Annotated in this window: 21 protein-coding genes and 1 pseudogene; all 22 read left to right on the plus strand. The window is 21.7% G+C overall.

Going from position 1 to position 19,315, the window contains the following annotated elements; translation table 4 throughout:
- Positions 1-89 precede the first annotated feature (89 nt).
- The 22 genes and pseudogenes from AAHM99_RS00490 to AAHM99_RS00595 all read left to right on the plus strand — a co-directional run bounded on the left by AAHM99_RS00490 (position 90) and on the right by AAHM99_RS00595 (position 19,303).
- Positions 90-1,277: pseudogene (locus AAHM99_RS00490) on the plus strand (DNA topoisomerase).
- Positions 1,278-1,293: 16 nt separating this feature from the next.
- A complete protein-coding gene (locus tag AAHM99_RS00495; RefSeq protein WP_342274847.1) occupies positions 1,294-1,452 on the plus strand; it encodes a hypothetical protein in 159 nt (52 codons plus the stop codon).
- 531 nt (positions 1,453-1,983) lie between these two features.
- Positions 1,984-2,499 carry a hypothetical protein gene (locus AAHM99_RS00500; protein WP_342274848.1) on the plus strand — a complete coding sequence of 172 codons (516 nt, stop codon included), beginning with the start codon at positions 1,984-1,986 and terminating at the stop codon, positions 2,497-2,499.
- A 242-nt stretch (positions 2,500-2,741) separates the two neighbouring features.
- Positions 2,742-2,891 (plus strand): hypothetical protein, encoded by a 150-nt coding sequence (locus AAHM99_RS00505; protein ID WP_342274849.1) that lies wholly within the window; start codon positions 2,742-2,744, stop codon positions 2,889-2,891.
- Positions 2,866-3,078 carry a hypothetical protein gene (locus AAHM99_RS00510; RefSeq protein ID WP_342274850.1) on the plus strand — a complete coding sequence of 71 codons (213 nt, stop codon included), beginning with the start codon at positions 2,866-2,868 and terminating at the stop codon, positions 3,076-3,078. The genes AAHM99_RS00505 and AAHM99_RS00510 overlap by 26 nt, the downstream gene beginning before the upstream one ends.
- Before the next feature lie 5 nt (positions 3,079-3,083).
- On the plus strand, positions 3,084-3,302 hold the full coding sequence (locus AAHM99_RS00515; RefSeq protein WP_342274851.1) for a hypothetical protein: 219 nt from the start codon (positions 3,084-3,086) through the stop codon (positions 3,300-3,302).
- Positions 3,303-3,443: 141 nt separating this feature from the next.
- The gene (locus AAHM99_RS00520) at positions 3,444-3,815 is read left to right on the plus strand and encodes a hypothetical protein (protein WP_342274852.1); all 372 of its coding nucleotides are present in this window, start codon (positions 3,444-3,446) and stop codon (positions 3,813-3,815) included.
- Positions 3,816-3,853: 38 nt separating this feature from the next.
- Positions 3,854-4,243: a hypothetical protein gene (locus AAHM99_RS00525; protein ID WP_342274853.1), complete on the plus strand. Its 390-nt coding sequence runs from the start codon at positions 3,854-3,856 to the stop codon at positions 4,241-4,243.
- 2 nt (positions 4,244-4,245) lie between these two features.
- Positions 4,246-5,148, plus strand: coding sequence for a hypothetical protein (locus AAHM99_RS00530; protein ID WP_342274854.1), 903 nt, complete (start codon positions 4,246-4,248; stop codon positions 5,146-5,148).
- Between the two features lie 59 nt (positions 5,149-5,207).
- Entirely contained in the window at positions 5,208-5,990 is a 783-nt protein-coding gene (locus tag AAHM99_RS00535) for a hypothetical protein (protein ID WP_342274855.1), read from the plus strand.
- Positions 5,991-6,050: 60 nt separating this feature from the next.
- Positions 6,051-8,525: a hypothetical protein gene (locus AAHM99_RS00540; protein WP_342274856.1), complete on the plus strand. Its 2,475-nt coding sequence runs from the start codon at positions 6,051-6,053 to the stop codon at positions 8,523-8,525.
- Positions 8,526-8,531: 6 nt separating this feature from the next.
- Positions 8,532-8,762: a hypothetical protein gene (locus AAHM99_RS00545; RefSeq protein WP_342274857.1), complete on the plus strand. Its 231-nt coding sequence runs from the start codon at positions 8,532-8,534 to the stop codon at positions 8,760-8,762.
- Positions 8,763-8,879: 117 nt separating this feature from the next.
- Positions 8,880-12,023, plus strand: coding sequence for an Mbov_0397 family ICE element conjugal transfer ATPase (locus AAHM99_RS00550; protein WP_342274858.1), 3,144 nt, complete (start codon positions 8,880-8,882; stop codon positions 12,021-12,023).
- Positions 11,995-12,255, plus strand: coding sequence for an HU family DNA-binding protein (locus tag AAHM99_RS00555; protein ID WP_342274859.1), 261 nt, complete (start codon positions 11,995-11,997; stop codon positions 12,253-12,255). Before AAHM99_RS00550 ends, AAHM99_RS00555 begins: the two co-directional genes overlap by 29 nt.
- Positions 12,245-12,706, plus strand: a complete 462-nt coding sequence (locus tag AAHM99_RS00560) for a hypothetical protein (RefSeq protein ID WP_342274860.1) — start codon at positions 12,245-12,247, stop codon at positions 12,704-12,706. Before AAHM99_RS00555 ends, AAHM99_RS00560 begins: the two co-directional genes overlap by 11 nt.
- A gap of 111 nt (positions 12,707-12,817) precedes the next feature.
- Positions 12,818-13,240 carry a hypothetical protein gene (locus AAHM99_RS00565; protein ID WP_342274861.1) on the plus strand — a complete coding sequence of 141 codons (423 nt, stop codon included), beginning with the start codon at positions 12,818-12,820 and terminating at the stop codon, positions 13,238-13,240.
- 15 nt (positions 13,241-13,255) lie between these two features.
- Entirely contained in the window at positions 13,256-13,741 is a 486-nt protein-coding gene (locus tag AAHM99_RS00570; RefSeq protein WP_342274862.1) for a hypothetical protein, read from the plus strand.
- Between the two features lie 5 nt (positions 13,742-13,746).
- On the plus strand, positions 13,747-14,496 hold the full coding sequence (locus AAHM99_RS00575; RefSeq protein ID WP_342274863.1) for a hypothetical protein: 750 nt from the start codon (positions 13,747-13,749) through the stop codon (positions 14,494-14,496).
- A 108-nt stretch (positions 14,497-14,604) separates the two neighbouring features.
- Positions 14,605-14,862, plus strand: a complete 258-nt coding sequence (locus AAHM99_RS00580; RefSeq protein WP_342274864.1) for a hypothetical protein — start codon at positions 14,605-14,607, stop codon at positions 14,860-14,862.
- Positions 14,855-16,222: a relaxase MobL gene (gene mobL, locus AAHM99_RS00585; protein WP_342274865.1), complete on the plus strand. Its 1,368-nt coding sequence runs from the start codon at positions 14,855-14,857 to the stop codon at positions 16,220-16,222. Before AAHM99_RS00580 ends, mobL begins: the two co-directional genes overlap by 8 nt.
- An 11-nt stretch (positions 16,223-16,233) precedes the next feature.
- Complete coding sequence (locus AAHM99_RS00590) at positions 16,234-16,509, plus strand: hypothetical protein (protein WP_342274866.1); 276 nt, start codon at positions 16,234-16,236, stop codon at positions 16,507-16,509.
- Complete coding sequence (locus tag AAHM99_RS00595; protein ID WP_342274867.1) at positions 16,502-19,303, plus strand: type IV secretory system conjugative DNA transfer family protein; 2,802 nt, start codon at positions 16,502-16,504, stop codon at positions 19,301-19,303. The genes AAHM99_RS00590 and AAHM99_RS00595 overlap by 8 nt, the downstream gene beginning before the upstream one ends.
- The last annotated feature ends 12 nt before the right edge of the window (positions 19,304-19,315 follow it).

Below are 19,315 nucleotides of genomic sequence, written 5' to 3' on the forward strand. Positions count from 1 at the left end.
TGTTTAAGAATTTTTGTGTAACAGACAAAAGCAAATTAGTAACTTTGATAAAAAGAAATACTTTTATTCTTCAAGACGAGTATAAAAACATGGTTTTTAAAAATTATTTTTATAATAAAGAAAACAAATTTTTAATAAATAAAATTTATGATGAAAATGAGATAAATAAAATAAGAAACTCCTTGTTTGATTATTTTATTGTTAAAGAAATTAGAGCAACTGGTTTTAAAGATACTAATTTTAAGCCATTTTCAACAGCTGATTTACTTAAAGCAGCAAAATCTAAACTAAAATTTAAAACTAGAGAAACTACATCTTCATCACAATCATTATATGAAAAAGGTTTAATTACATATATTAGAACTGATTCTAATAATCTTGATCTTGAGACTGAAAATAATTTAATTGATTTTATAACAAGTTACTATGGCAAATCTAAAGTTGATAAATTAACAAAAACTCAGTCAAAAGATTCTGATCAAGAAGGTCATCCAGCAATTACACCAACTCATTTTTGAGTGAATTCCTGACAATATTGATAGTTATTGTAACGATAATCTTTTCAGATAATGAAAAACGTTTGTATTGATTAATATGACAAAACACAATAAATTCAATTTATCAAAAAGCCTAGTGGTATTAAAAAAGAAATATTTTTAGATAATAATAGTTATATTTTTTACTCAAATATTAAACAATATGAAGTCATGGGTTATTATGAAATCGATAAGAGTTTAGAAAAAATTGAAAATATTGAATTTAATTATTTTGAAAATGAAAAAATAATTGTAAATAATTTAAAAATAATTGATGATTTTGATAGTCCACCAAGTAAATTAAATGAAATAAGTTTAATAGAACAGTTACAAAAACTAGAAATTGGTAGACCAAGTACATACAAAACATCTATAGAAGTGAATGTACTAAGAAATTATGTTGAATTAGAGAAAAATAAATCAGAATCAATGAATGTAAATGAATTAGGATTAAAGGTTAATGATTTTTTGGAGAACAATTTTAAAGATATTATAAGTCTAGAATTTACAAAGAACATGGAAAAAGATCTAGATTTAATAGCTAAGAATCAAATAAAGGACTATAAAGCATATTTAAAAGAGTTTTATCAAAAGCTTGATATTTCTACTAAAAATTTTAATTTTGATGGTTTAAACTGCTCAAAATGTCAATCAGGATATATTTTGGATAGAGTTAGTAAAAAAGGAACAAAATTTAAGGGTTGTTCCAATTTCCCAAGTTGCAAAAATACAAATTTTTAAATGTAAAGGAGAAAATATGGATTTATTAAAAAAATTAATAAAAGAATATGAAGAAAGACTGAATAATTCATTAGAAATAATGAAAGAATTGAATAAAGAATTAGAAAAAAATATGATGGTCAATATCCAGATTATCTATTTGGACAAGAATATGAGTCAGAAGAAATGGCATTAACATGTTATGAAAACTTTTTATCAGATTTAAAAGAACTACAAAAAAATATTAATCATAAATATTCAAGATAGAGGTTAAAAAGCTATGAATAAAAAGAGGCAAAATCAAAATATTACAATTACAAGTAAAAAACTATTTTACTGTTAATTGTGAAAAAAATGAATTTATTACAGAAATTGAATATTTAAAATATAAAAAAAATGTTAAAAAATTTAATAATAATTCAAGATATTATTTTGAATTTAAGTGTTTTAATTGTGAAGCAAATTTTAGAGTTTATCATTGAACTATAAAGTGTAATTTTTGTAAATTCAGATTTGACATCTTAAGTTCTTTTTTAAAAAAAACAAGAACTTACACTGTCTGGCTATTGAGATATTAAAAATATAAAAAAAGATTTTAAAAAAATAGTATTTATCTTTAATAAATAAATAGAAAGAAATATTTATATGAAAATATTTAATCAGTTAGATTTTTCTAAGGAGATCAGCAATCTACAAATTTTAGAAAATAATTTAATAAATAAGAACTTTGCTGAAAATAGTATTTTTAGTAAGGTGTTTTGATATTTTAAATGACTTAATCATAGAAATATCTTTTGCTAAAGGAAAGAAATCTAAAAATGGAAATAATTCATTATTTAAGATAATGCAAGGTTATGGAAATAATAGTAATAAGAAAAATGTTTATAATGTTGGAATACCGATTAACCACTTTTTTTGAATTAGAATGTTTGATATTAACTCAGGTGAATTAATAAATAAAAAATATTGTAGCTATTATGAATTAGTAAATTTATTAGAAATTAATAATATATATAATTTAACTTTAGCAAGTAAACAAAAAGAAAAAAATAAAACACCTGAAGAATTAAAAATAATAAAAAGAGAATATGAAAAATATAAACAATGATATCAAAATGAATATCCAAATTATCAAAATAAAAAGGAAAACTCAAAAATAAAAAAAGAAAAAACTATAAAGTCTGTTGAAACTTTAGAAACAGATGTTGGTAAAAAAATAGTTATTCAAAATATATTGGATTAACTATGAAATGAAAATAGATTATTGAGTTTAAATAAATTAAATTTTAGTTATTGACTAAAATATTTTTACGTTCTAATTTATTTTAATAAATTTATCAATTCATTATGTTTTTATTCAATTAAATCAATTAATTCCATTATGTCAATTATTTAAATTAGTATAAAAAGTACTTTTATATTTAATAAATTTTAAATATAATTATTATATAAACAATTTTATATTAAAGGTTGGTAGGGTGGGTTTTGAAAGAAAGGAAATTTTATGAAAAAATATTAACTATGTTAGGAGCTGCTAGTTTAACATTTACTGGGATTAGTCCAATAATGGCAATGAGTCAAGTAGAAAAAAATAGTGATAAAATATTTTTTGAATCTGAAACAGTTTGATTTTAATGGGGAATATGATAAATTAAATGAAGAAGTATCAACTAATTTATTGAAAATTCTTTCAGAATGATTTGAATATTCAATTGACAAAGAAATATTAAATTATAATTCAGCAAAATTTATTTACAAGATAATGATGGAAATAATGTATTTAATTTATTTATTGATTCTAGCCAATTACTTTTTTCTCTAAATTATATGATTGATAGAGAAGAAGACATTCAAGAAATTATTTTGACAGATTATTCTTTAGCAATTGGGAATGAAACTAATGACGTCATTGTTTTATTTGATTTTTATGGAATTGATAGTAAAGGAAGAATAAATGGAATATGATATCAGGAATATCGCTTTGATATAGATAAAAATGTATATCCAAATTTTGATAATGTTAAAATAGTTTTAGAAGTTGAATAATAAAATAATATATTAATTTACAATGTGTATAATATTAATAGTTCACAAGAGATACGTTAGGAGACTAATAATTCTCTTGTTTTTTTTATTTTCTAACATATCTATATGAGCAAATTTTATATATAGAAAGGAATTTGATATATGGGTTTTATACAAGCAATAATTAATTATATGTTATGGTTACCATGTAAATGAATATTAGAATTATTAAATGGTGTTAATGATGTAGTTAATTATTTAGCATCAGATTTATTAGAGTCAATATTATTTGGTGGAAAAGTAAGTGATTGATCACAAGTTTTAATTCCCTCAACTTATTTTCGAATGCTAATAGTTGCAGGAGTTTGTTGATTAATATTTTTAGCAGGAACATTTATTTGTCATTTAAGAAAAGATATTCTTGAATATGAAGAAACTCCCATTAGTAAAAAAATATGAGAGTCACTAAAATATTCTACTTTTTTCAGCTATTTTATTAGTATTTATACCTTTATTTATTTGATTATTAATTAAAATAACTTCAGTAGTAAATGAAGGTTTAATGTTAGCTTTTGGTGCAAAAAAATGCAAGTATTGGAGATTTATTATATAACTTAGGTAATCCAAAATGAGATGGAACTATTGTGGAAATGAATGGAAGGTATCCTTCTCCAAGTAATTTAGCAGAATGGAATATGGTTGTGCAATTACTGGGATTATGTATAGTATTTTTATGTTTATTATTAGTAATGATAAATATTGTAGTAAATATTTTTGCTATATTCTTTTATTTTATATTAACAGCATTTTATGCTCTAACATCTGTTTTTGATCAAGGAGCAAGAATGAAAGATTATACCAAAACAATGATTGCCAATAATTTAGTTATTTGCTCTTCAATGTTGATATTTAGTGTTTATTGTTCATTAATTACTATTTCTTTTAAAGCAACAGCAATTTAAATATGAACGGCTTTACAAGAATGTTACTTCAATTAGCTCTTGCAGCTGGAGGGGGATTATTTGTTGTTAAAGGAGATCAATATGTATCAAGATTAGTTGGTGAAAACATTAGTGGTACAAGTGATGCAATGAGTGGTTTAGGAATGGTAAAAGCTGGAATAATGATGGGAACAGGTTTAGCTGTTGCAGCTGGAAAATTGACTAAAAAAGGACTAGTTGGTAAATCAAAAACTGGTAGAACAAATAAAATGCTTTCACAGGGCGGTTCTCAGGGTTTAGAACAAACAGAATCAAATATAATGTCAAATAATGTTAATCAAGAAGCTAAAAATCAATTTATTCAATCTCGTCAAGAAGCAATGCAAAGATATCAAAAAAATGGCTCATTTAACGCTTTTGCTCTTGCTGGAGCAGGAGTTGCAGCTACATTTCATACTGCTAAAGGAACTAAAAATCTAATTGGATCAGTTATTGGTACAAAAGCAAGTAGAATGATGGCAAGAGAGCAATTAAAACAACAAACATCTAGTGTAAAAGGTGGATTTAGTAATTTTGGTAAAAAATTAGCAGTAGGGGCAGGCATAACTGCTGGAGCCGCTGTTGTATTAACAGGTTTAAATAAAACAAGTAAGAGAAGAAAACAAGAACTTGGAAATATTTATAACGATAAAAAAGAAGAAATTTTAAAAAAAGAATTTACAAATAAATATGATACAAAATTAAATAAATTGAATCCAAAAAATATTTATGGATTTAATGAACCCTTAAATGGAAGAAAAAAAGCAAAGGAAAGCAAAATTATTAAGAAAAGAGATTATACCATAAAAGAATTTGAAGAAAAATATAAAAATAAATCAACCAAATGGAGTAAATATGCTAAAAAAGAACAAAATGATAGTGAATAATTTCACTATTTTTTTATTCTCAGAGTTATAATAAAATAAGTAATGAAAGGAAAATACAAATGGGACAAAGTTTATTAAGTATAATTTTATTTGGAAAGGAAATGTCACCAGAGAAAGCAACTAGATTAAAAGTTCAAGAACAATGACTAAATTCTAAAGAATATAGAGATTTGCGATGACAAAATGAAGCCGATGTGTATGCTAAAAAAATTTTAAAAATTATTTTTGAAATAAAATATAATAATAAAAATTCTATTGATTCTTCAAAACAATGACAGAAAATTGAAAAAATTAGACAAAAACAAGGAACACATTGAATTGAAAAACCAGAAATTGATAAATGAGGTTGTGATGAAAGAAGTATTTCTGGATTTAAAAGAGGAGATACAAGTTTACAGATATGAAATTTTAATTACTGATTCATTCATGAAGTTTTGAAAAAAGAAGAATTGTATAATTGATTAATGGATTCAAGAGCAAAAGAAGATTTTAAAAGAAATGGTCAAGATCATGACGTTTTATATTGAAATATATATGAAGCAAGAGAATGAGATAAGGATAAAGATATTTTTAAAAAAGAACAAAAAAAAGATAAAGATTTTAATTATTTAAAGTTTTTAAAAGAACATGTTTATACTCCATTATTAATTGAAAAGCAAATTGAATATGGAGTGTATAATTGAATACCAGAAAAAGTTTGTCATCCTGAAAGATTTGAAAAAAAAGAAATAAACAATAATAATGTAGATAAACAAATAGAATTATTGAAACAACAACAGTCAATTTTAGATAGACAAATAGAGTTAGAAAAATTCAAAGAGATAAAAAATAATAGGGGATAGAATTATGAAAATAAAACTATATGATTATCAGTAAAAAAAATATAGAAAAGGAAAAAATAAATGCTTGATTTAAAAATATCATCATGAAATAAATGAGATTTACATTTTCACACAAAAAGTACATTTTGAGATAAAGCGAATGTAAATTATTTAGAGGAAGATTTACCTAAAAAAATAATAGAGAAATTAAAATTAAACTCTGTAAACTTATTAGTAATTACAGATCATATGGAATTCAATTTGAGTTGTTATAGTAAATTAATTAACAAAACTGACGAAAGTTTGACTATAATTCCAGGAATTGAAGTAAATGTTAAAATAGAAAGTGTCAAAAGATATATTCAAATTTTAGTTGCATTTAATCCAGAAAATATTAATGAATTAATTAAATTTTCTGATTTTATTAATAAAGATATTAAAGACGATAATGAAAAAATAATAAAAGATTATATTACTTTGGATGATTTTGTTAAATATGTATATCTAACGGATACACTTATATATTGGGAATATGGAAAATCTCGTGGATTTGATAAAGCAGTAGAAAATCAAGAATCCACAAAACCCATTTTTAATAATTTTATTAATATGGGGTTTATAAAAAATTTCAATCTAGTTCCAAATCCTGTAATAAAAAATTACAATCAAGAAGGAAGACCAGATTTAAAAATTAAAGCTAAAGCTGAGATAGAAACATATTTTGAAAATTTTTATAATAATGATTTATTAAAAAAAGAGGGAATTTTTTTTACCGCTAGTGATTGTCATGAAATTGACTATTATCCAAAAAAAGATAAAACTTCAACAGGGTGAAATCCAACTTGATTTAAGGCAATTAATAATTTTAATGGACTGAAACTAGCTTTTACAGAAAATACAAGAATATATATAGATACTAAAAATAGTACTGTGGATCCTGAAAAAATTAATAATATAAATTATATTAAGGGAATTTCCTTTGAAATTAATGGTATAAAACAAGAAATTAAGTTTAGTAAATATTTAAATACAATTATTGGTAAAAGATCTTCAGGTAAATCTTTATTATTTAAATTATTATCAAATAAATTTGAAAAAAATATAAATGGAAAACAAATTGATAATGTAGTAATAAGTACAAATTTTAATAATCAAAATGATTTTGAATTTTTTAAACAAAATGAATTTATTGCAAATGGCATTGAAAATAAAGAGGAACTATCAAAGATAATAGAAGAAAGAGGAATAAATAAAGTTGAAACAAATGAAAAAGAAAATTATAATTTCTTTTTAAATTATTTTAATTTCTTTTTAGAAGTACTTAAAAATTTAAATAAAATCAAATTACTACTGGCAAAAAAAAGAATATCGGATTTTTGAAATTATAACGATAATAATAAAATTAGTAATAAAAATGAAAATATATGATATTTTCATAAAATATTGAATTTTCCTGAAATTTTAAAACATAAAAATTATGTTACAGAAAATTTAAAAAATGATTTTTTAGATATAAAATCTACATATAAATCTTTAATTGAAAAAGAAGAGTTTATAGAAAAAACTATAAAAGAAAATAAATTATTAATTAATTTAGATCTAAATGATAATTTAAATAACTTTAAAAATGAAATTTTAAATATTGAAAATAATATTTTACCTAAATTTGAAAAATATATAGATAATAATAATAAAATAATAAAAGAGAGCTCTAATTTAATTATAAATTTTAAATTAGAATTAAAATCCTTTATAGATGATCAAAATGTATTTAATATATTAGAAACAAAAAGAGAGGATATTTATTATACTTGAAATGAAATTCTTGAAATAATTTATAAAAATAAATTATTTAATAATGAATTATTGAAGAAAAAAAACAGTAATATAAATTTTTATGAGGATAAAAATATTAACTCTATGGACATCGATTTAAATAAAATTAGTATCATAAGATCTAATAAATTTACTATAAACGAATATAATTTACTTGGAGAACTTTTTAAATTTTTCTTTAATATTAAAAGTGAAAAATATTTAATAGAAGATAATTATTGAAAAAAAATAGAAGTTTTAGAAATGATTTACAAAAAATATCAAAATTTTAATATAGTTCAATTTGAAAATTTTAAAAAAGAATTAATACAACAAATTGATATTTTTATAAAAATTAATAACAAAGAAATAAATATTGAATCCCCAGGTCAAAGAGCTTCAACACTTTTAGAAATTTTAGTGAATAAAAATAATACAAAACCATTAATAATTGATCAACCAGAAGATAATTTAGATAATAATTATATTTACCAAGAATTAACAAATAAAATAAAGGATATGAAAAAAAATAGACAAATTATTTGTATTTCACATAATGCAAATATTGTAATTAATGGAGATAGTGAAAATGTTATTTTTTCTTCAATAGATAATAACAGTTATGAGTATGGTGGAATAGAATATAAAGATAATATTAAATTTATTTCAACTACTCTTGAAGGCGGAAAACAAGCAATTAGAAAAAGATTTGAAAAGATTAGTTTATTAGATAAGGATTAAGAAAATATGAAAATTATTTTAACGAAAATGAATGAAAATGAAATTTCAATAAAAATTGATAAAAATCAATCTGAACAAATTTTTAATAAAGAAAATATTGATTATGAATTATATAATTGATTAGTTGATAATATTGATTATTTAGATAGAAAAATTAGTTTTGATTATGATGAAAACAATCTTTTTTTAAATTTAATAGTTGGATTAATTCAGTCATTTATAAATTTAAAAAATTAAATTCAATAATTATTATATAATATAAATAGTTCACAAGAGATATGTCAGAAATGACAAATCTCTTTTTTATTTTTCTGACATGTTACGAACAAATAAAATATGTTAGGAGATGAAAAAATGACAAGAAATCCAATTATTCCAGAAAATACTAATAAAAGAAAATTTTTAGTTATACAACAGCTAAATTTAACTATTATTGATTTAGCTGTTTTTGTATTATTTTTAGGAATTGGGGTTGGTCTTTGTTTATATTTTTGAAATTTGGGATCAACATTTAGAATTATGGGAATATTAATTACAGCTATTTTTATAGTGATTGGTTTTTTATTAAATACAAAAAGCCAAACACACAATAAAAAAATATACGCTGTTATTTTTGAAGGAATTATTTTTATTTTTATAAATAAAAAATATCATATTAACTCTAAAAATAGTACAGTTAATCTAATTCCTTATAAAAAAATAGAAGATGAGTATATTTATTTAAAAAATCAAAAATATATGAGTATTATAAAAATTGATGGTAACGCCTTTTTTGATTATGAAGAAATAAAAAGAGATGATATTTTAGAAAAAATATGAGAAATCTATAGAACTATTGATTCAGGAAAATTTGGAGCCACTTTAATAAAACTTGATGAATTAAAATCTAGAAAAGATACTTTATTTTTTCTAGAAGAAAAACGTCATGAATGAGATAAAAAAAGAAAAAATAATGAAATAAACGATAAACAATATTTTTCTAGAATAAGATTACTAGAAATGGAAGTTGAAAAGTATTCAAATCCAGATATTAGTAAAATATTTGAGTGAATAGAAAAATCAACATATATTGCATTTTATTCAGAAGATATTGAAAATTTAAAATTAATAGAAAATGATATTATTCATAAATTTAAAAGAGCTAATTTAAATGCTTATAAGTTAGATATTATAAGAAAAATAAATGTTCTAAATAAAATTATTGATTTTGATATAGCAGATGATAATGAAAATAATATTTATAAATATAAAGATAACTTAGAAGATTATTTTTCATATGATCAATTAGAAAATAGAGCTAGTTATTTAAATATTGATAAAAATTTAAAAATTTCAATTGGATCGGTTGAAAATTATAAAAATAATCCAAATTGTGGTTGAATTGGTGAAATTTTTAATACAGGTAGTCCTGTTATAATAAACTTTAAAAAAGTAAATGAAAAAGTTTTTGAAGAATCTTTGGCAAAAGCAAGAAGAGCGGCAATTGCTACAGCTAATGCAACTAGTAAAAAAGAGATTTTAACTCAAAGAAAACGTGAACAAGAAGTTCAAAATTTAGAAGAATTTGCAGATATTATTGGTTATGGACATGATGAATTATATAAATTTAATATTTACATCATAAATAAAGGTTTAAATAATAAAATGTTAAAAGAATCAATAAAAGAAACTAAAAATACTTTAAAAACACAAGGTTTAAAATTATTTTCTAATCCTTATAAACAAATAGAAGCTTTTTCAGGAATGTTACCTAAACCAAATGATCCTTTAATGGAAATTAATGGTAGAGAAGCACCTTTATATTCATTAGTATGAGGAATGCCTTATATTAATAACTCACTAAATGACTTTCAAGGTTGATTTATAGGAACATCTTTAATGAAAGATGAATTATTTTTAAATTCCCATATTAGAAATGATGAAAGAAGAAATGCAAATATGTTTTTTACAGCAACTAGTGGTGCTGGTAAATCGACAACTATGCAAAGAATGTTAAAAAATGAAGTATTAAATGGTAATAAAGTTTATATAATTGACCCTGAAAATGAATATTCAAAATTTGCTGATTATTTTGGTGAAAGTAAGATTTTTTTGGGAGATGGAATTTATAAAATTAACCCAATGCAAATTATGCCAAGTTTAGCAGATATTATGAATGAAGAAGAAAAAGAAAAAATTGATTATAATAAAAATTTTTGAAATATAAATAAAGATCATTTGATAGATAAAAATATGAATTTAAACGAAGCTCTTATTTTAAATCACCAAAGTATTATTGAAATTTTATTTAAAACTTTTTTTATAGATATTAATGAAGAAGATATAAGATATTTAAAAAATAAATTTTGATTCTTTTATAACTATTGATTAGAAAAATTAAATAATAAAAATATATTGGAATGAAAGAATAATGATTTCCCAATACTTCAAGATTTTTATAAATGATTGCTTGATGCAGGTGATAAAGATAATTTAAATTTACACAATAGATTAATCGAGTTATTTGAAGATGGATTTGTAGAATCTTTACGTGAAAATAAAAAAGGAACATATTCAATGTATTACAATGGATACACTAGTATAGATATTGCAAATAATTATTTAACTATATTTGACATGAGTAGTTTAAAAGATGGTTCTGACAATAGATTGTTTGCGATGCAGATGTTTTTAGTTATTAAACTTTTAGAAAGACAAATTAAAGTTAATTATGGATTAAATCCAAATACAGCTCAAAGAGTTATAGTAGATGAAGCTCACTTGCTAATGGATAAAGACTTTCCTATAGCTTTAAACTTTATCTTTAGAATGGTTAAAATGATTAGAAAAAGAAATGGAGGAATAACCATTATTACACAAAATCCTGAAGATTTTTTATCAACACCAGATATTGAGAAAAAAACGAAGGCTATTATCAACAATAGTCAATATGCTTTTATCATGCAAGCTACAGAAAATAACATTAATAAAATTGAAGAGCTTTATTCAGATAGTGATGGTTTTACAGATCAAGAAAAGAGAGATTTAGTAACAGCTTCAAAAGGCACAGGTTTATTAATTACCTCAAAGTCAAGAAGATTTACATTAAAAATGGATGTTCAAAAAGAGGATTTTAGAATTATTTCAGGAGATGAATCAGTTTTAAAATTTTGAGTTTTAAATTATTTAACTACAAGGCTATTTAATTTAATTAATGGACTAAAATATATTGATATTACATTTGACAAACCTATTTTTTTAGAAAAAGAAAGTGAAGAAAAGACTTTACACATTCATTTAAAAGAAAATCATAATTTGAATGTTGATTTATTTAAAAATAATATAGAAATTCAAGAAGTGATTTTAAAGCATAACATTTTAATGTTTAATTTTAAAAACCTACATAAAGAAATTGCAATTAAATTTTTTGATAAAGTTGCTAAAAAACTTGAATTAATTAGAGAAAAACAAGAAGGCAATTTAAAAGAAAATGATAAAGCAGACACAGAAAGTTACTAAAAAGGAAATTTGCAAAAATATCTCTATTAATACAGGAATCAGCCAAACAAAAGTTAGTTATATTTATGATGAAATTTTTAAAGAAATTAAAAAACAATTAAAAGAAGAAAAATCATTATCAATTACTAATTTTGGGCGCTTAAAAATTTTTAATTACTTAAATTTAGATAATAAAAAGTGCTATTTATTAAAAATAAAGAAATCAAAGAAAGGATGAAAAAATGAAAAATAACAAAAAAAAGAAAAGAAAAAATATATTAATTAGATTTTATGATGAAGAAGAAATAGAAATATTAAATAAATTTCGTGCAATTTGTAAAGATAAAAAAGAATCTTTTAATTCAATATTAAAGGAAAATTTAATTCGCCAATTAGAAAATATAATTTATTCTAAAAATATAAATAAAAATAATAATTTAATTAAAGAAATATTGGATAAATCGCTAGATGAAAATATTATTCCAAGATTTTCTGGAATAATAAAGATTGCAAATGAACAAAATTTTATTAAAATTGAATTAATTAATAAGAAAATTAATTTTTTAATAAATGAGTTGGGTCAATCTAGAAATATTGATGGAAGACCAATAATTCCTGATATTAATTTGAAATTAAAGGAAAAAAACTGAATGTTAGAAGAAGAACTAAAAATTAATGAAGAAATTCAAATTAAAAAGAATTAATTGCTTTATAATATTAATAGTTCACAAGAGATATGTTAGGAAACTAACAAATCTCTTGTTTTTTATTTTCTTGACATATTTTAAAGAACCAAGATAAAAGGAGAAATAAATATGCCAGTATATACAAGAAGTAATTTAACGAATAATTTATGAAAAGTTGGTGAAATTTGGATACCAAATAAAGAAGAAAAAAATGGAAACTGAACAAGTGTAAGTGGTTTTGGAGTAGAAGTTTATGATATTCAAGTCTTTGAAAATAAAGAGAAAAATATCTATGAGGTAGTTTTTAGAACTTTGGGGACTCATAGTGCTTTAGCTGGCAGATGTTCTTATAATGATGCTTACAATGAAAAAATTAATGCTGATGATGTTCCATTTACATTTGGAATTTATGATAATAATTCAAATTTAGACGAAAGAAAAACAAAGGAAATTTTAAACAAATTGCCTAATAATTTAAAAATTCTTAAGAAAAAAATTACTAAAGATTATATTAAAAAACAATTAGAAAATGATAATGCATTAGTAAGATAAGAGGTGTTATAATATATGCAAGATATCAAAATACAAATCAATTTTAACAATAATACTATTCATTTAAATGAATCAACACCATTAATTGAATTTAAAAAATACATTGATAAATTAAAAGTAGAGGATGCTCATATGATTCAAAAAAATATTAGAAAACAAGTTAACTCTTATTTAAAGATTTTTCCTAAACAAGAAAAAATAATTTTAGATCCACCGATTATAACAAAAGATCCAGAAGACAAAATTAATTGAAAAAATGAGGCTTTAAAATGACAAAAAGAAGCAAAATATTGACAAGAAAAACATCATAAATTAGAAAAAGAGTTTAATGAATTTAAAATTGAAGTTAAGGATTTAATAATTGAATTAAAACAAGAAATTAGTCAATTAAGAGAAGAAAATAAGGTTATTAAAACTAAATTAGATTATTATGATAAGAAATATAATAATGAATACGATAGAGTTCATAATAAAAGAGATATTGATAAAGAAGTAAGGTAGTTAGAATGAAAAAGATATTGAGTTTATTAGTGGTTTTTGGTTTAGGTGTATCAAGTACTAGTGCTGTTATAAGTTGTAAATTTTTTGATCCAGAAGGTGGTGGTTCAACTAACCCTGGTGAGATACCAAAGGATTTTGAACCAATTGAATTATCACAATTAAATTTGAATTTTGATTATGTATATAAAACAAAAGAAGAATATAAAAAAGCTAGTGAGTATTACTTGTATCAAGCATTAAAGCAAGGTGAAGCAACTTATGATTATTTAAGTGATGGAGAAACTGTAGAAAAAAGAGCAGTTTATTCAGATTTCATTTTTCAAAGTGGTGCATGATATGGTAATGAGGCTCAATGAGATTTAATTAGAGTTGATGAATTTGAAGGAAATTATAAATATGATGAAATTGATATAGATTCTTTGACACAAAATAGTTATTCAAGAGAATGATATCAAAATAGAAATAAAATTCTTAAAAAATATGTTGATTATTATAGTGGTGTTGCAGATGAATTAAAGGGTGATAAGGATCAAATTTATTATGCATATGATGGTGGTATGAATAAAGCTTTATTACAATATAAAAATAGTAAACAATATCAAATTGATAATCCAATATTACCAGGTATAGAAGAATCATTAAAAGAAGATATGAAATTTATAGATAATTTAACTAAATTTTGAGCATTAAGATTTAATAGAATTAAAAAGTTAAGTGAAAAAATCAATGATATTTTAGTAAATTGAAATGATTAGTATATAATATTAATAGTTCACAAGAGATATGTTAGGAAACTAACAAATCTCTTGTTTTTTTATTTTCTTGACATATTTTATGAATTCATTAGAAAAACAGGTGGTTTAGTGAAAGATAAAATTTTAATAGAAATTCAGGAAATAAAAAATATATGAAATTTGTTTTTGGATGAAATAGCATTTATAAATGAAATTGATTTGAATTTTCTAGAAAAATTTCAAAAAACTTTAAATAAAATCAATAATAAATTTAAAAAAATTGAGAATTTCAAACTAAATATATATAGGAAAGAAAATGTCTTTGGTGATAAAAAAGAAATATTTGAGATAAAAGAACTATTAGAAAAGGAGAAGAATAATGTATAAAGAAGCTAAAACTATTAATGAAGAAACTTTAGAATTAAATACTCCTGTAATTTTTAAGATTAAGGAATTTGCTAAATTTGGAAAAACAAAAGATGAAAGAAAAAAGAGAATTGAATATTATTATTCAGGAAGAGCTCAATTAGAAGGAAAAATAAATAATAGAACTTATCTTGACTATATAACAAGAAAAGATGCCAATATTAAATTTGATTTAACTAGAGAAGAAATTATAGAACTTAATAAGCTTAAAAAAAACGATTTTAAATCATATTTGAAAAAATTAGAAGAATATAAAATAATAAAAAAACAAAGTAGTGGAATTTGAAGTAAAGATGGAATTGTTGATGATGAAAGACTAAAAGAAATAAAAAATAATCTATTAAAAATTGATGGAGATAAACAATTTATTTGAGATACTGTTATTTCTTTTAGTGATATATTTTGCGAAAAATATAATATTTATAATTCAGAAACTATTTATAATACTTTGAAAGAACGAATTGACATGTTATTTTGATCAAAAAATGTTAATCCTGATAAAATGGAATGATTTTTTTCTTTTCATAGTAATACTGATAATCCCCATGTTCATTTACTTTTTTTTGAAAAAGAATCAACAAGAATTAATAGTAGTTATCAAAATGTTTATAATTTTGATAAAGAACTTTTAGAAGAATTTAGATTCAAATTTGCAAGAGATATGATTTTGAAAGAAAAGAATATTGAATTAAAAGAATTTACTAAAAGTAGAGAAAATTTAGTTGAATTTTTTAAAAAAAGTTTGAGGGAACCTTTCATTTTTAATAAAACTACATGACAAGATGTTAAAGAAATTTATAATGATCTTTCAAATAACTATGAAAAAATTCTACAAGAAATCAATCAATATAATAGAAATAATAATAAAGATAACTTTAGAAAAGTTAATAAATTAACTTATAACTTGTTAAGTAAAACTAGAAGAGATTCAATAAATAAACTAATAAATCATATTTTAAAAAATGATACAAATATTAATAAACAATATATGAGTTATCTTAAAAATCTAGGAATATATGAAGATGTAGTAAATGAAGTTAATGGTAATAAAGAATCCAATTTTAAAAATGAGAGTTTATATGGAAAAGATGGTCTATATTCAAGAATTGGAAATAAAATTTTGTATGCAATTAAAAGAAATATTGACGTAAGTAACAAAGGCATTTTTATGCCAAGATATTATGGAAAAATTAAAAAAATAAAAATTTCTATTATTTCAAATTTAATGTCTCAGGTAGAAAGTATTATTTTTGCTACAAATAAATTTTTAAAATCTGAAATTGAAAATACAAAGCAAATTTTAGAAACTAGAGATAGATAATTGGTGAATATATGAAAGAAATTGAAAGTTTTATAGGTTTTATTGGAGGATTACTTTTAGTCATTTTAGTAGTTTTAATTTCAAGACTCTTGAAATATAAAAGAATAATTAAATTAATGAGTAAGAATGATTTAGATGAAATAGTAATTAAAAAAATTTTAAAAGAAAAAAAATATAATCGATTTATTGTTGAAAAAAAATATAGAAGATTTAAAAGAGCAGCACTTTTATTAGTAGTAATTATAATAGTTCTCTTAATTGTCAGTTTGGGAGGAAATTATGTCTAAAAAGTTAAAAAGAATTTTATTTTTGACAATATTTTTTATTCTAGGATTATCTTTGGTGTTAATAGTTTATATTATTTATCAAAAAGATTTGATAAATAATATAATAGTAAAATTAATTTTTAGTTACTGATATATATTATTAATAGCTTTAATTATTCTTTATTTATATATGTTTTGTAATATAATTTTTAAAAATAATTCAAAAAAAATAGTTAAAAATATAGATACTACAAAGATTAAAGAATATGGTGTTTCAAAATGAATGCATAATGAAATTTTAAATTATGATTCAAAAAAACCAGAAAAAACATTAAAAGAATTTCATCATTATTTTGAATGCGATGAAAGTAATTGTGATAAAAGTAAAACTAAAAAATTAAATAAAAATCCTGCTTGAGTTATTAATGCTCAATATAGAACAAAGGATAAAAATATATTGGTAATTCCACCTATAAGCAATGATTATGAAATTTATGATGGTCAAGATAATATTTTAGATGTAGACAAATTCAAAAAATCTCTTGCTCAATGAGAATTAAACTTAGAAAAGAATAATTCTAAATACAATTTGATATATCATACTTTGGAGAAACTTCATTTATTGGTTTTGGGTTCAACAGGTAGTGGTAAAACTCAAAAACTAATTTTTCCTGGAATAATAAGAAATGGAATGTTAGATAATGATAAACAACCAACTATGGTGATTACAGATCCAAAAGGTGAAATTTATGAACAAACAAGTGGTATTTTAGAAGAACAAGGTTATAACGTTAAAGTTCTAAATTTTAGAGATACAACAAGTAGTTATGCTTGAAATCCATTATTTATTAGTTGAAATTATCGCAAAGAATCTATAAATTATCGTAAAAATTTTACTTTTACAAAAACGTTTACAAATTTGGTTACAGTTAAAGAATATATAAATAACGAAATAATTGAATTAAATAATCAAAAAAGTCATTTAAAATGTTCAAATCATGATTTAAAAAATTGCATTGATTGTATTAATAAATTTGAAAATAATGTAATAAACAGCGGTTGAGAAAAAGGTGAAGAAATAAAATTATTTGTTTCAAATGGAAGATATCATTTAGATGAATTTGATTTTGATGTTAAAGTTGAAAATCATATTAAAAATCTTAAATCCTTATCAGAAAAAGAAGTTATGAGTTTGGCAAGTATAATTATTCAGCACAATGGAAATGGAGATCCATTCTGAACTGATTCTGCAAGAACTTTTTTTATAGGGATAGCAGTTATAATGCTTGAAATTATGGATAATAATCAAGATGCTATGCCACTGGAAAAATTTAATATAGTCAATGTCATAAAAATGATGGATGAAACAGATTTTGAAGAATGAATTAATAAGTTTAAAAATGCTAAAATTAAAAATGGAGAAGATTCTTTTGGCTTAAATCAAATATTAACAACTATCAATTCTAGTGAACAAACTCAAAAATCAATTATTACAAGTGCAAAGTCTGCAACGACTTTATATACTTTTACTAGTGTTCAAGGTTTATTGTGTAGTACTCAAAATTTAATTAATATGGATGAAATTACATATGGTGAAAAACCTACAGTTTTATACTTAATTATTCCTGATGATGATAAAACTTTTCATCCTCTTGTAGCATGTTTTATTGATCAATTGTATAAAACATCAGTTAAAATAGCTACTAATAATAAAATCAGTGGAAGAATTAAAGAAGCTACATTAACTAGACAAATACAATTTTATTTAGACGAATTTGGTAATTTTCCTAAAATACCGACATTTGCCCAAATGATAACTGTAGCTAGAAGTAGAAATATATTTTTTATGCTGATACTTCAAGATTATGGACAATTATCAACTGCATATGGAGATACGGAGTCTAAAACTATTAGATACAATTGTAATGCAAGTATATATATTAGAACCAATGATACTGATACAGCAGAAAAATTATCAAAAGAATATGGAGATAAGCCTGTTTTAAGTTTTTCGATAAGTGATAAGTTTAAAAGAGTTGAAGATAAAGATAATAAGAATAAACTAAAAGAAGAAACAGCTTCTCCTATAACAATTCCTTTAGTTAGATCTAATGAAATATTAAATTTGGATGATAATTTTATGATTATTAAAAAAACTGGTAAAAATCCTGCTCTAATACATTCAATTTACTCTTATAAAGTAGAACAGTTTAGAAATTACATGAATTATAAAAGAAGTTTTGTTCCATCAAATGCAATAAATTATAAGAGAGATCATTATTTTAATTTTATAGAAAAAGATTATATTGAATGAATAAATTTATTAACTGAAGATAAAGAAACTGTTATTTGAGAAGATGTAATGAATATTAAAGATGAAGAAATAAAAATTGATAATCAAAATTTGCAAGAGAAGGTTAATGATTTTCATGATTATAACTATAAACAATTATTAGAAGAACAAAATAAAAATTTAAAATCTCAAAGAAGAATAATAAATTCTCATTCATTAAGGAAAATAATGGCTGAAATTGATAATAATAGCGATATTTCTAAAGAAACAGATGAAAATGAAGTTGATTCATTATTTTATGATTTAAAATTTGAAGATAAAAAGACAATAAAAGAAAAAATTGAAATAAATTACTTAAAGTTAGAAAAAATAAAAGAAAAATATTATCAATTTATAAATATTTTACCAACAGAAATGACTACTAGAGAAAAGAGAGAGTACAATGGTTTGTATGAAGAACAATTAAAAATCTCTGAATACAATAAAAAGTTATTAGAAAGATTGAAGGAAACAAGGTTTTAAATCTTGTTTTTA

Origin of the sequence: Spiroplasma endosymbiont of Cantharis lateralis, assembly GCF_964030855.1 — a bacterium.
GTDB lineage: Bacteria > Bacillota_I > Bacilli_A > Mycoplasmatales > Mycoplasmataceae > Spiroplasma_A.